The 13922-nt window shown below is 63.5% G+C and carries 14 protein-coding genes; 12 read left to right on the top strand and 2 right to left on the bottom strand.

The genetic code is table 11. The features are described 5' to 3' along the window. Positions 1-2: 2 nt before the first annotated feature. The 5 genes from MNI96_RS00695 (at position 3) to MNI96_RS00675 (ending at position 5265) form a co-directional block, all read left to right on the top strand. Positions 3-623, top strand: a complete 621-nt coding sequence (locus tag MNI96_RS00695) for a LysE family translocator (RefSeq protein ID WP_249689432.1) — start codon at positions 3-5, stop codon at positions 621-623. A gap of 42 nt (positions 624-665) precedes the next feature. Next, on the top strand, positions 666-1889 hold the full coding sequence (locus MNI96_RS00690) for a threonine ammonia-lyase (RefSeq protein ID WP_249689431.1): 1224 nt from the start codon (positions 666-668) through the stop codon (positions 1887-1889). An 86-nt stretch (positions 1890-1975) separates the two neighbouring features. Next, entirely contained in the window at positions 1976-2470 is a 495-nt protein-coding gene (locus MNI96_RS00685) for an RDD family protein (RefSeq protein ID WP_249689430.1), read from the top strand. 160 nt (positions 2471-2630) lie between these two features. Next, the gene (locus MNI96_RS00680) at positions 2631-4466 is read left to right on the top strand and encodes an SLC13 family permease (protein WP_249689429.1); all 1836 of its coding nucleotides are present in this window, start codon (positions 2631-2633) and stop codon (positions 4464-4466) included. A gap of 25 nt (positions 4467-4491) precedes the next feature. Continuing rightward, on the top strand, positions 4492-5265 hold the full coding sequence (locus MNI96_RS00675) for an arginyltransferase (protein WP_249689428.1): 774 nt from the start codon (positions 4492-4494) through the stop codon (positions 5263-5265). 10 nt (positions 5266-5275) lie between these two features. Here MNI96_RS00675 and MNI96_RS00670 read toward each other — a convergent pair whose 3' ends face one another. Both MNI96_RS00670 and MNI96_RS00665 read right to left on the bottom strand, forming a co-directional pair. Then, on the bottom strand, positions 5276-5932 hold the full coding sequence (locus tag MNI96_RS00670; RefSeq protein WP_249689427.1) for a uracil-DNA glycosylase: 657 nt from the start codon (positions 5930-5932) through the stop codon (positions 5276-5278). A 7-nt stretch (positions 5933-5939) separates the two neighbouring features. Continuing rightward, positions 5940-6533 carry a LabA-like NYN domain-containing protein gene (locus MNI96_RS00665; protein WP_120268078.1) on the bottom strand — a complete coding sequence of 198 codons (594 nt, stop codon included), beginning with the start codon at positions 6531-6533 and terminating at the stop codon, positions 5940-5942. Positions 6534-6985: 452 nt separating this feature from the next. On the opposite strand from MNI96_RS00665, the gene rpoZ reads away from it, so the two are divergent. The 7 genes from rpoZ to era all read left to right on the top strand — a co-directional run bounded on the left by rpoZ (position 6986) and on the right by era (position 13906). Beyond that, positions 6986-7393, top strand: a complete 408-nt coding sequence (rpoZ, locus tag MNI96_RS00660; protein ID WP_120268079.1) for a DNA-directed RNA polymerase subunit omega — start codon at positions 6986-6988, stop codon at positions 7391-7393. 115 nt (positions 7394-7508) lie between these two features. Then, positions 7509-9722: a RelA/SpoT family protein gene (locus MNI96_RS00655; RefSeq protein WP_249689426.1), complete on the top strand. Its 2214-nt coding sequence runs from the start codon at positions 7509-7511 to the stop codon at positions 9720-9722. A gap of 49 nt (positions 9723-9771) precedes the next feature. Next, on the top strand, positions 9772-10365 hold the full coding sequence (locus MNI96_RS00650; protein ID WP_249689425.1) for a DUF2062 domain-containing protein: 594 nt from the start codon (positions 9772-9774) through the stop codon (positions 10363-10365). 120 nt (positions 10366-10485) lie between these two features. Next, entirely contained in the window at positions 10486-11235 is a 750-nt protein-coding gene (locus tag MNI96_RS00645) for a pyridoxine 5'-phosphate synthase (protein WP_249689424.1), read from the top strand. Positions 11236-11462: 227 nt separating this feature from the next. After that, positions 11463-12215: a signal peptidase I gene (lepB, locus tag MNI96_RS00640; protein WP_249689423.1), complete on the top strand. Its 753-nt coding sequence runs from the start codon at positions 11463-11465 to the stop codon at positions 12213-12215. A 24-nt stretch (positions 12216-12239) separates the two neighbouring features. Then, positions 12240-12956 carry a ribonuclease III gene (gene rnc, locus MNI96_RS00635; protein ID WP_249689422.1) on the top strand — a complete coding sequence of 239 codons (717 nt, stop codon included), beginning with the start codon at positions 12240-12242 and terminating at the stop codon, positions 12954-12956. A 35-nt stretch (positions 12957-12991) separates the two neighbouring features. Next, on the top strand, positions 12992-13906 hold the full coding sequence (gene era, locus MNI96_RS00630) for a GTPase Era (RefSeq protein ID WP_249690363.1): 915 nt from the start codon (positions 12992-12994) through the stop codon (positions 13904-13906). The last annotated feature ends 16 nt before the right edge of the window (positions 13907-13922 follow it).

Below are 13922 nucleotides of genomic sequence, written 5' to 3'. Positions count from 1 at the left end.
AGATGTCTTCCGATCTCCTGATGCCCCTCGCCCAGTTCGGGCTGCTTGCGCTCTTCGTCTGCGCGATGGTCGGCTCGCCCGGTCCTGCGAACATGTCGCTGATGGCGAACGGCATCTCCTTCGGCGCGCGCCCCGCCCTGCCGTTCATGCTGGGCACGATGTCGGGCTTCCAGGTGATCTACTGGCTGAATGTTGCCGGTCTTTTCGCCCTGCTGAAGAGTGCACCGCAGGTCTTCGAGGTGCTTCGCATCCTCTGCCTGTGTTACATCCTCTATCTCGCCTGGGTGATCGTCCGCAGTCCGGTGCGCGGTGGCGTCAAGGCCGACCGCATACCCGGCTATGGCCGCGGGTTCTGGGTGCATCCGCTGAATCCGAAAGCCTATGCCATGCAGATCGCCGGCATCAGCCAGTTCGTTTCTGCGGAACGCTATTTCGCGGATGCGCTGGTCCTGTCGCTGACCTTCCTGTGCCTCGGTGGTTTCCTGAACGGCCTCTGGCTGCTGGCGGGAAGCTGGCTGCGCAGCAATGCCGGAGGTACGCGGTTGCTCAACGCCTTGCGGATCGCACTGGCAGGCCTGATGGTCGGCTCCACTATCCTGAGCTTGCAAATGATCCCTGCTTGATGGCAGGTGGGCGGACCTTTTCCGCAGCTTCAGGCCCTCCAGATGCAGGTATCCCTCGAGACGATCACCCAGGCTGCAAGGCTCATCCAGGGGGCCGTGATGCGGACCCCGTGCCTGCCGGCGCCGAAACTGTCGCTGCTCACCGGGGCGGACGTCTTCGTCAAATACGAGAACCTGCAGGTCACCAATGCGTTCAAGGAGCGCGGCGCGCTGGTGAAGCTGTCGTCGCTCTCACCGAGCGAACGCAAGCGCGGCGTCATCGCCATGTCGGCCGGCAACCATGCCCAGGCCGTCGCCTATCACGCCGCCCGGCTTGGCATCCCGGCGACCATCGTCATGCCGGAGCCGACCCCCTTCGTGAAGGTCGCCGCAACGCGCGGCTATGGCGCACGCGTGGTGCTTGCCGGCGAGGTTCTGGCCGATGCACAAGCCGAGGCGGAGCGCATCGCCGACGAGGAAGGCCTCGTCTGGGTTCACCCCTACGACGACCCGGCGATCATTTCCGGTCAGGGAACGATCGCGCTCGAAATGCTGGAGGACCAGCCGGATCTCGACTGCCTCGTCGTTCCGGTCGGCGGCGGCGGGCTGATCTCCGGCATGGCCGTCGCGGCGAAAGCGCGGAAGCCGGGCATCGAGGTCGTCGGCGTGGAGGCGGCGCTTTACCCCTCGATGCTCGGCGCATTGCGCGGGGAGGCTGTGACCTGCGGCGGCGCAACGCTTGCCGAGGGCATCGCCGTCAAGAACGTCGGCCGCCTGACGCTGGAGATCGTCCGCCAGACGGTAGACGACATTCTGCTCGTCGACGAGGCAACATTGGAGCGCGCGGTCAACGCCTACCTGACGCGGCAAAAGACCATGGCGGAGGGCGCGGGCGCTGCAGGCCTTGCCGGCCTTCTCGCCTATCCGGAGCGCTTCAAGGGCAAGCGTGTCGGTCTTGTCCTGTGCGGCGGCAATATCGATCCCCGGCTGCTGTCGTCCATCATGGTGCGCGAACTGGCACGCGAAGGACGGCTTTTGTCGATCCGCATCACCACCGCCGACAGGCCAGGCATTCTCGGTGAGATCTCGACGCTGATCGGCCGCTTAGGCGGCAATATCCTGGAAGTCTCGCACCATCGCCTGTTCCTGAACGTCCCGGCGAAGGGGACCACTCTCGACGTCACCATGGAAACGCACGACCCGGAGCATGCGGCCCGTATCCTCTCCGCGTTGGAAAAGGCCGGACACTCGGTATGCCCGCTCGATCTGGGCGAATCGCGGATCTGAGGCGGCATTGGCCACGCCAAAGCGGGGGCATTTGACATGAACGGCCATCGTCACCACCTGCAAGGTCAGTAAGGAGCGGACCGCCAATGCAGGACCGCAACGCACAGGGCATCGATGACATGAACGACGAACGTGGAGCGAGCGGACTGGACCCGTGGCTGTTCGACAGCGTGCGGACCAATCGCATCATCGCCTTCCTGATCGATGCTGCGGTGATCATCGCGCTGACGCTTGCCGGCGGCCTGCTGCTGCTGTTTCTCGGCCTCTTCACGTTCGGGCTCGGCTGGCTGCTTTTCCCGGCGCTGGGGCCCGGCGTCGCGCTGGCCTATGTCGGCTTCACACTCGGCGGTCCGCACAGTGCCACTCCCGGCATGCGGGCAATGGGATTGACGATGCGGATGCTGGACGGCCGGCGACCGGATATCCTGATCGCCGCGATCCACGCACTGCTGTTCTGGTTCTCCGTCAGCCTGCTGACGCCGCTGATCCTTCTGGTCAGCTTCTTCAATGCAGAAAAGCGTCTGTTGCACGATATCGTCCTCGGAGTCGCGGTGATGAACCGCGGACGCGCAACGGATTGACCGGAATTTCCTGCCTGCAAGCAAAACCATTTCGGACAGCGAGCGGTGGATGAGCCCTTTGCCGCTTTGCTTAAGCCCCTCGGCCCGTTAAAAAAGCACATGGCGCGTGCTGCGCCGCACGCGCCCGCGTGCGTCCCGAACGAGGAGATGGGCCCGACGCATGCTGCCAGCCGATCCCGCGATGCTGCTGACCTTCGTGGTGATCGTGGTCACCGTTGTGCTGTATGCGATGGAGCGCCTTGCGCTGGAAGTCGTTGCGCTCGGCTCCGTCGTCGCCTTTCTGTTGATCTTCACCTTTTTCCAGCCGGCTGACGCCTCCGTGACGATCGGTGCGTCCGAGCTGCTGTCAGGCTTCGCCAACCCTGCCCTCGTTACCGTCATCTGCCTGCTGATCGTCGGTCAGGGCCTGTTCCAGACGGATGCACTGGAAAAGCCGGCAAAGATCATCGTCGACGCCACCCGCAAAAGGCCGGTGTTGGCAGCCATGCCGATCCTGGTCGCCGTGGCGGTAATCAGCGGCTTCCTGAACAACACTCCCGTCGTGGTGATGTTCCTGCCGATCCTGTCGGCCGTTGCCGCAGCCCAGGGCAAGCCTGCCGGCCGCTTGCTGATGCCGCTGTCATTCATCGCCATTCTCGGCGGCATGACGACACTGATCGGCTCGTCCACCAACCTTCTGGTGGCCGACGTCGCAGCCCGCACGAGCGATGTCCGGCTCGGATTCTTCAGCTTTACCGGGATCGGCGTCATCCTCGCCGGCGTCGGCATCCTCTATGTACTGTTCGTAATGCCGTTCCTGCTGAAACCCCGCCGGTCGATGGCCGAGGAAATGCAGGTCTCGTCCGGCAAGCAGTTCATTGCCCAGATCGCCATCACTGCCGGCCATCCGCTGGAGGGCGTCACCTCCGTCGCAGGCCTGTTTCCCGCCCTCAAGGACATGACCGTCCGGCTGGTGCAGCGTGGCGAGCGCCCGATCCTGCCGCCGTTCGAGAACGTCACCCTGATGCCCGGCGACACCGTGATCGTCGCGGCCACCCGGCACGCGCTGACCACTGCCCTGTCCCAGCGCCGTCCGCTGATGGCAACCGAAAGCGAGGAACCATCCGATCTCGAGGCATCGCTGCCGCAGCGCTCCCTCACCCTGGCGGAGGTGGTGGTGGCACCCGCGTCGCGGCTATCCGGACGCACCATCGCCCAGAGCGGGTTTCACACCGAGACGGATTGCGTGGTGATGGGAGTCCAGCGCCGTTCGCGGATGCCGCGCATGGCGATGACGGAAATCCGCCTGGAGCCTGGGGACGTACTGCTGGTCGCCGGTCACGCGACCAACATCCAGAGGCTGAGGACGAACCGTGACGTCCTGCTGCTCGACTGGTCGGCGGCCGAGCTGCCGCCGCGCCGGCTGGCGCCGCGCGCACTGGCCATCTTCGCCCTGATGGTGGCGGCCAGCGCCAGCGGCGTTGTGCCGATCGTCACGGCCTCGATCGCCGCAACCTTCGCCATGGTGCTGTCGGGCTGCCTCAACGTGCGCCAGGCGCTTCGCGCAGTCGATAGTCGCATTTTCATGCTTATCGGCGCCTCGATCGCCGCCGCCACCGCGCTCGAGGTCACCGGAGGCGCCAAGATGATCGCCGACGTCCTCGTGATGGTTCTAGAGGGGCAGCGTCCGATGGTGATGCTGTCCTCCCTCTTCCTGCTGGTGATGCTATTGACCAACGTCCTGTCGAACAACGCCACGGCGGTGCTCTTCACGCCGATTGCGGTCAACATGGCGATCCAGAGCGGCATGCCCGTCGAGGCCTTCGTGACCTGCGTGATCTTCGCCGCGAACTGTTCGTTCGCCACACCTATCGGCTACCAGACCAACCTGATCGTGATGGGCCCCGGCCACTACCGCTTTTCGGACTTCATCGTCGCGGGAACGCCGCTCGCCTTGCTGCTATGGCTGACTTTCACTTTCGTCGCGCCCATATATTATGGATTCTCGATGCTCTGAGACGCGCTGAGCGGGAAGGACGCACTTGACGCGACATCCGACCGACACACCGCAATTCTACCTGACGGCGCCCTCGCCCTGTCCCTACCTGCCCGGCAAGCAGGAGAGGAAGGTCTTCACGCATCTCGTGGGATCACGGGCGCAGGTGCTGAACGACGTGTTGACGCAGGGCGGGTTCCGGCGCAGCCAGAACATTGCCTACCGTCCTGCCTGCGAGAACTGCCGCGCCTGCATCTCGATCCGGGTCCGGGTCGACGACTTCCGCTGGACCCGCTCGTTCCGCCGTCTGTGGAAGCGCAACGCCGACCTCGTCGGCTCGACCAGCGAGCCCGCCCCCTCGTCGCAGCAATACGACCTCTTCCGCCGCTATCTGGATGCAAGGCATGCCAATGGCGGCATGTCGGACATGACCGTTCTCGATTACGCGATGATGATCGAGGATACGCATGTCGAGACGATGCTGGTGGAGTATCGCCGGCGCGGGCCGGATACGTTTCTCAACGGCAGGGGCACCGGGCCGCTGCTCGCCGTCGCCCTCACCGACCGGCTGAGCGATGGCCTGTCGATGGTCTATTCCTTCTTCGACCCCGAAGCACAAAGCCGCAGCCTCGGCACCCACCTCATTCTCGATCATATCGAGCGTGCGCGCGCGCTGGGTCTTCCCTACGTGTATCTCGGCTATTGGGTGAAGGGCTCGCCCAAGATGGACTACAAGGCCCGTTACCAGCCGCAGGACCATCTGGGGCCGCGAGGGTGGTTCCCCGCGCCCTCCTCTCCCGAAGCCGACCCGGCGGACTGATCGGCACCCGTCAGGATGCGCAGGCATCCACCTGCGCGCGCACGGCGGTGAAGACGTCGCGGAACATTTCTCGCGTCAACCTCCCCGTATTCGTGTTGTAGCGGGAGCAGTGATAGCTGTCGAAAAGCGTAAGGCCTGGGCGCAGCTCGTGCCGCACGTTGTGCCCGAAGGCATGGGCCGCGCGCCGAATGCCCAAGGCCGACAGCGTTGCATCATGAGCGATGCGACCGAGCGCCACCAACGCGACCAGCGACGGCAGCGCGTCGATCGTCTGCGTCAGAAATGGCAGGCAGGTCCGAATTTCGGGACCTGTCGGCTTGTTCTCCGGCGGCACGCAGCGCACGGCATTGGTGATGGCAGCATCAACGAGTTCGAGACTGTCATCCGGATGAGCCTCGTACCGCCCTCGCGCGAAGCCGAAATCGACAAGCGTCTCGTAAAGCAGGTCTCCGGCGTAATCGCCGGTGAAGGGGCGCCCGGTGCGGTTCGCCCCTCTCAGCCCCGGTGCCAGACCGACGATCAGCAGATGCGGATCAGGCGCCGAGAAAGTTCTCACAGGCGCGTTGTACCAGTCCGGTTGCGCCGCCCTGTGCGTCTCGCGAAACGCCACGAGCCGCGGACAGAAGGGACAATCCCTTGCCGGGTTGGGCAGATGAAGCACGCTCACCGGCCTCTCAATAATCGTCGTCTTCGTCTTCTTCCACGTCGTTGCGACGCGGAGCCGGACGCGGGGTGCGCTCCGCCGGATCGCGGCCGACCTTCTTGGTGAGCGTTGCCAGATCGATGAAGTGATCCGCCTGACGCCGCAGATCGTCGGCAATCATCGGCGGCTGGGTCTGCAGGGTGGACACGACACTTACCTTGCGCCCCTTGCGCTGCAGCGCCTCGACCAGAGGCCGGAAGTCGCCGTCACCGGAGAACAGCACGATATGATCGACATGCTCGACGATCTCCATGGCATCGACAGCCAGCTCGATGTCCATGTTGCCTTTGATCTTGCGGCGCCCGGCCGAGTCGACAAACTCCTTCACAGGCTTGGTCACAACCTTGTAACCATTGTAATCTAGCCAATCGATCAAGGGACGAATCGACGAATACTCCTGGTCCTCAATCAATGCCGTATAATAATACGCCCTCAGGAGATATCCGGTCTTCTGGAATTCCTGGAGAAGCATCTTGTAATCGATATCAAATCCGATGCTACGCGCGGTGGAGTACAAATTCGCGCCATCGATAAACAACGCCACCTTCTCTCGCGGGTCGAACATTTCGTAGAATACCTTTCGTTGCAATGCAGGACGATCTACGGGCCCGGAAAGAAAACGCTCCCGGAAAAAATATCCAGAGTTGCCTTTCGACGCGGGTTCGCCCACCGCGTCAGGAGAAAAGGCTACACTCCACACCGTTTTCGGATCGACCTGCAAGCCGGATTTCCATCCGGTTTCCGTGCCCGAGGGATGCAATCCTGCAAGCATCCCCCTGTTTTTGCTTTGGGCGGTATACTCGACCGCCTTTGAGTAGTTCCACCTACACCATTTTACCACGCAACGGCAACTGAGCTTCGGCAGCTTTCCCGAAGGAGTCTACAGAAAATCATGGCGAAATTAGAAACGTGATTAAAAAACAAAACTGTAGCGCGACATCGCGCAAGGCTTGCGTCTTGCGGTGCAACACAGTACATATCGCCGCTTGCTGATAACAGTTTAGATGGAGCATACCCATGGCGCGCGTGACAGTCGAAGACTGCATCGACAAGGTCGAGAACCGCTTCGAACTGGTGCTGCTTGCGAGCCATCGGGCGCGGATGATCTCGAACGGTTCGCCGCTGACCATCGATCGCGACAACGACAAGAATCCCGTCGTGGCGCTGCGCGAGGTCGCCGAACAGACCGTCAGCCCCGAGGATCTGAAGGAAGATCTGATCCACTCGCTGCAGAAATATGTGGAGGTGGACGAGCCGGAGGCCGATGCTGTGCCGATGGTTCCGAACACGTCCTCCCAGAATCAGGGCGGCACCGAAGTCAACGCAGTCGACGATAGCTCGGTCGAGTTCGATCGCATGTCCGAGGAAGATCTGCTGCGCGGTCTCGAAGGCCTTGTTCCGCCGGAGCGCAAAGACGATATCTGAACGGAGACGTCCGGCGGCATCCGGTCGCCGCACGACGTCGTGCGGTCGTCTGTCGCGGCGTCCCCCTGGGGGAGCGGTGCCGGCCGGCCGCGCCGATGTGTGAGGCGTTTCCGCAATGATGCGGCAATACGAGCTGGTCGAAAAGGTCCAGCGGTACAATCCGAACGCCGACGAGGCGCTGCTCAACAAGGCTTATGTCTATGCCATGCAGAAGCATGGCAGCCAGAAGCGCGCTTCGGGTGATCCCTATTTTTCCCATCCCCTGGAGGTGGCCGCGATCCTGACCGATCTGCGGCTCGATGACGCGACCGTCGCCGTTGCCCTGCTCCACGACACGATCGAGGACACGACGGCGACCCGCGACGAGATCGACCGCATGTTCGGGCCCGAGATCGGCAAGCTCGTCGACGGCCTGACCAAGATCAAGCGCCTCGATCTCGCCTCCAAGAAGGCCAAGCAGGCGGAAAACTTCCGCAAGCTGCTCCTCGCCATCGCCGACGACGTGCGTGTGCTGCTCGTCAAGCTGGCCGACCGTCTCCACAACATGCGCACGCTCCATCATATGCCGGAGCACAAGCGGGGTCGGATCGCCGAAGAGACGATGGAGATCTATGCCCCGCTTGCCGGGCGTATGGGCATGCACGACATGCGCGAGGAACTGGAGGACATCGCATTCAGGACCCTCAATCCGGATGCGTTCTCGACGATCACCGACCGGCTGACGGCCCTGCGCGAGAAGAACAAGAGCCTGATCACGGACATCGAGCACGACCTGATGTCGCGGCTGGAAGAGCGCGGGATCGCGGCCCTTGTCAAGGGACGCGAGAAGCGCCCCTACTCGATCTTCCGCAAGATGCAGTCGAAGTCGATCGCCTTCGAGCAGCTCTCCGACATTTATGGCTTCCGCGTCGTGGTCGGCACCGTCGAGGCCTGCTACCGGGTCCTCGGTGTTGTGCACACGACGTGGCCGGCCGTTCCGGGACGGTTCAAGGACTACCTGTCCACGCCCAAGCAGAACGACTATCGCTCGATCCATACGACGGTCGTCGGCCCGAGCCGCCAGCGCGTGGAACTGCAGATCCGAACAACGGCGATGGACCGAGTCGCCGAGTACGGCATTGCGGCACACGCGCTTTACAAGGATGGCGAGCTCGGCGGCAGAAACATCAACAAGCTCAATGACGAAAGCCGCGCCTACGAGTGGCTGCGCCGTACCATCGAGCTTCTGTCGCAGGGCGACACGCCGGAAGAATTTCTCGAGAACACCAAGCTGGAGCTCTTCCACGACCAGGTGTTCTGCTTCACGCCCAAGGGCCGGTTGATCGCGCTGCCGCGCGGTGCGACGCCCATCGATTTCGCCTATGCCGTTCACACGGATATCGGCAACACCTGCGTCGGGGCTAAGGTCAACGGCCAGATCATGCCGCTGGTCACCGAGCTGCGAAACGGCGATGAAGTCGACATCATCCGCAGCCAGGCGCAGACGCCGCCGCCGGCCTGGGAGACGATCGCCGTCACCGGCAAGGCGCGCGCGGCCATCCGCCGCGCCACACGCGAGAACGCTCGCCAGCAATACGGCTCGCTCGGCCAGCATATCCTGGAGCGGGCCTTCCGCCGGGCCGGACACGCCTTCGGCGAGGAACGGCTCGAGGGGGCATTGCCTTCGCTCGGCTACGGCAGCCTTGCGGACCTGCTTGCGGCGGTAGGCCGCGGCGAAATCCGCGCCCATGAGATCGTGTCGACGCTGCATCCGGACTATCAGGACGACCGCCTGCCCAACCAGCTTCAGGCGGGGGAGCCAGGCTGGTTCGACCTGGAATCCGGCAGCGGAATGAAGTTCCGGATTCCGGACGGAGAAGAACCGCGCAACGGGGCCATTCCGCTTCCCATTCGCGGCCTGTCGGGAGATCTTCCCGTTTCCTTCGCGCCCGATGGCGGCGCGGTGCCCGGCGATCGCATTGTCGGCATCCTTACACCGGGCGTCGGCGTCACCATATATCCGATACAGTCGCCTGCGCTGCAGGCTTTCGAGGACGAGACCGACCGCTGGCTGGATGTTCGCTGGGACATGGCTGGAGACAGGCGTGAGCGCTTCCCGGCCCGGATCAACGTCTCGGCGTTGAACGAGCCTGGGTCACTCGCGACCATTGCCGCGACCATCGCGGAACTGGGTGGCAATATCGACAATCTGAAAATGCTGAGGCGGGCGGCAGATTTTCACGAAATCCTTATCGATCTTGAGGTATGGGATTTGAAGCATCTGAACCGCATCATGAATCAGCTCAGGACGCAGGCGAATGTGTCCGGCGTGACGCGCGAGATCGGTTGACCTGATCCGCCCTTGCCGGCAGGCGCAACGAAGGATTTGAAGACCAGACATGCTTTTCAAACGTCGCGACAAGCCGACCCATCTCGAGCGTCTGCGCGTTGCCGTCTGGCCGCGCCACAGCTTCGCGCGCTCCGCCCGCTATTTCTCCAAGCGGGTGTTGCGGCTGACCGCGAGCCCCCACGCCATTGCCATGGGATTTGCTGCCGGCGCCTTCGCTTCGATCACGCCGTTCATCGGCCTGCACTTCCTGCTTAGTTTCGTCATCGCCTTCATCGTCGGCGGCAACATGGTGGCCGCCGCACTTGGCACCGTCGTCGGCAATCCGCTGACCTTCCCGTTCATCTGGGCCTCGACCTACAAGGTCGGGTCGATGATCATCTATGGCGAGGCGAAGGAACTGGACCATCGCGCCCTCGACAAGCATCTTGATGGCGGCTTCCTGGAAAAATCGCTCGACACGCTCCTGCCACTGATCAAGCCGATGCTTGTGGGAGCCGTGCCGCTTGGCCTGATCACGGCGACCTTTTTCTATTTTCTGGTGTTTTACAGCGTGCGCGCCTATCAGCGCACGCGGCGCCTGAAACTCTCCTCCCGCAAGCTTCCCGGAGCCGTGAAGGGAGCGGCTCACGACGTCGACGCATGAGGCCGCAACCTGGCTGCTGACGCGCAGCGGTTTACCGTTGAAGGCAGGGCGGCGAAGTCACATAGTGACGCTCCAACGCCCTCCTCCGGCTTCGCGAGCCGACCTTCCCGGGAGCTTCTCATGACCACCAAGCGCCTGCGTCTCGGCGTCAATATCGATCACGTCGCAACGATCCGCAACGCCCGCGGCGGCCGCTTCCCCGACCCTGTTCGCGCTGCACATCTTGCGGCCCAGGCGGGTGCAGACGGCATCACCGCGCATCTACGCGAAGATCGCCGTCACATCTCCGACCACGATATCGCGCGGCTCAGCCGCGAAATCGACCTGCCGCTCAACTTCGAGATGGCAGCGACCGAGGAGATGCTGAAAATCGCGCTTGAAGCACGCCCGCACGCCGCCTGCATCGTGCCGGAAAAGCGCGAGGAGCGCACGACGGAAGGCGGGCTGGATGCCCGTGGCCAGCACAACCACCTGAAACCGATTGTCGCTGCACTGGCCGACAACGGCACGCGTGTGTCGCTGTTCATCGAAGCGGACAGGATGCAACTCGACGCGGCCGTGGCTCTGGGGGCCCCGGTCGTCGAACTGCATACCGGACGCTATTGCGATCTGCACAATGACGGCGACACAGACGGTTCTCTACGTGAACTCGCCCGCATCAACGAAGCTGTGCGCTACGGCGCCTCGCTCGGGCTTGAGGTCCACGCCGGCCACGGTCTCGCCTTCGATACGGTGGAAGGCGTCGCTGCCATCCCAGAGCTTGCCGAACTCAACATCGGCCATTTTCTGGTCGGAGAGGCGATCTTCATCGGCCTGGAGGCTGCCATCCGGGAAATGCGCCGCCTGATGGATCGTGCAAGGGGCGACTGATCCGGCGGCAAACCGGCATATTCGCACCGCGCTCCTTGCCCCGCAACGCGAACGCCTTTGCATTGCGTCATTTCGGACGAGCCGGTACAAGCCTTGAAGACAAGGCGGAATCCCCTCCCCCCGAACCTTGACGGTCTTCAGTCGAAGCCCGACTCGGGCGAGGTTGTGTCCCACGAGTGCTGCCACCGTCCGGCCGGCCTCGAAAAGTGACCGTCACGAAGGAAAAAATGAGCGTGTCCGAGGAAAACAAGAGCAAGGAAGGCGGTCTCTACGAGACGGTGAAGGTGCTTGTACAGGCGCTGCTGCTGGCCCTCGTGGTGCGGACGCTGCTATTCCAGCCGTTCAACATCCCCTCCGGATCGATGATGGACACTCTGCTCGTCGGCGATTACCTGTTTGTATCGAAATACAGCTACGGCTATTCGCAGTATTCGTTCCCCTACGGCCTTGTTCCTATCGAGGGGCGCATCTGGGCAGCAGAGCCGGAGCGCGGCGACGTCGCTGTCTTCAAGCTGCCGAAAGATACGTCCGTCGACTATATCAAACGCGTAATCGGCCTGCCGGGCGATGAAATCCAGATGATCGACGGCGTGCTGCACATCAACGGCACGGCGGTCGAGCGCACCCAGATCGACGACTTCATCACCACGGACCAGTTCGGCAATGTCCGGCGCGTGCCGCGTTTCCGCGAGACGCTGCCGAACGGAGTCTCCTATGACACGCTGGACCTGACGCCCCGTGGAACCTGGGACAATACGGGCGTCTACAAGGTGCCGCCGGGCCACTATTTCATGATGGGCGACAACCGCGACAATTCGACCGACAGCCGCGTGCTGTCCGCGGTCGGCTACGTGCCGTTCGAGAATTTCGTCGGCCGCGCCGAGATGCTGTTCTTCTCGGTGGACGAGGACGCCTCCGCGTGGATGGTCTGGAAGTGGCCCTGGACCGTGCGCGGCAGCCGTCTGTTCAAGCTGCTTTGAGGCGGGCGGCCTAGAGATACCGACATGAGCTCCGATGTACAGAAAAAGGCCGAGGCGCAGTTGCAGAAGCGCCTCGGCCACGATTTTCGCGACGGCGACCTGCTGTCGCGTGCCCTCACCCACGGCAGCGCCACGGCGCGCAGCGGACCGGCCACAAGCTATCAGCGGCTGGAATTCCTCGGCGACCGGGTACTCGGCCTTGCCGTCGCCACGATGCTGCACAAGAGCTTTCCCAAGGCCGAGGAAGGCGAGTTGGCGCGGCGGCTGAACCAGCTGGTGCGCAAGGAAACCTGCGCAGAAGTCGCCAGGGACCTGAAGCTCGGCGATGCCATCCGCCTCGGCGAAAGCGAGGCGCAGACCGGCGGCAAGCGCAAGATGGCGATCCTGGCCGACGTCTGCGAGGCGGTGATTGCGGCCGTTTATCTGGACGGCGGGCTCGAGGCGGCGCAAACTCTGATCGAGCGGCACTGGGGGCCGCGCATGACCGGCTACAACGGCCCGCTGCGCGATGCCAAGACCATGCTGCAGGAATGGGCGCAGGGACGCGGCAAGGCCGCTCCGCGCTATGTCATGACGGAGCGCAGTGGCCCGGACCATGCGCCCAGCTTCACCGTGCAGGTGGAGATCGACGGATATCAGCCGGCGACAGGCACCGGCGGATCGAAACGGCTCGCGGAACAGCGGGCGGCAGAGACGGCTCTCCTGCGGGAAGGCGTTTGGACGGAGACGGATATCAAGTGAGCACCAGCGACCAGGCCCCGACCGAGGGCACCGGCATGCCCCCCGAGACGAACGAGACGGCCACCAGGGCCGGCTTCGTCGCGCTGATCGGGGCACCGAATGCCGGCAAGTCGACCCTGCTCAACGCGCTTGTCGGCGTGAAGGTCTCCATCGTGACCCACAAGGTCCAGACCACGCGCGCCCTCGTGCGCGGCATCGCCATGCACGAGGCCTCGCAGGTGATCTTCGTCGACACGCCGGGCATCTTCCGCCCGAAACGCCGGCTGGAGCGCGCCATGGTCGACACGGCCTGGGGCGGCGCACGCGAGGCGGATGTCGTTGCCCTGCTGATCGACGCACGCAAGGGCATCGACGATCAGGTCACCAGCATCCTGGAGCGGCTTGCGGATGTGAAGCTGCCGAAGCTGCTGATCCTCAACAAGATCGACGTCACCCGGCGCGAAAAGCTGCTCGAGCTGGCGCAGAAGGCAAACCAGATCGTCCAGTTCGACAAGACCTTCATGGTGTCGGCCGTCAACGGCTCCGGTCTCGACGATCTGATGGAGGACCTGGCCGAGCGCGTGCCACCGGGTCCCTGGCTCTATCCGGAAGACCAGGCGTCGGACCTGCCGATGCGGATGCTTGCGGCCGAGATCACCCGCGAGAAGATGTTCCTGCGTCTGCACCAGGAACTGCCCTACATGTCGACGGTGGAAACCGAGTCCTGGCAGCAGCGCAAGGACGGATCGGTCCGCATCGAGCAGACCATCTATGTTGAGCGCGACAGCCAGAAGATGATCGTGCTCGGCCAGGGCGGGCGCACCATCAAGGCGATCTCGCAGGCCGCACGGGGCGAAATCGCCGAGGCCGCCGGCTGCCCGGTTCACCTGTTCCTTTTCGTCAAGGTGCGCGAGAACTGGTCCGACGATCCCGAGCGCTACCGCGAAATGGGCCTGGAGTTCCCCCGGTAGTTCTTTTCGCAAAGCT

The organism is Stappia sp. WLB 29 (assembly GCF_023507705.1).
In the GTDB taxonomy this organism is placed as follows: Bacteria; Pseudomonadota; Alphaproteobacteria; order Rhizobiales; family Stappiaceae; genus Stappia.
Note: the sequence above shows the minus strand (reverse complement) of the source record. Positions and strands in the feature narration are given on the sequence as shown.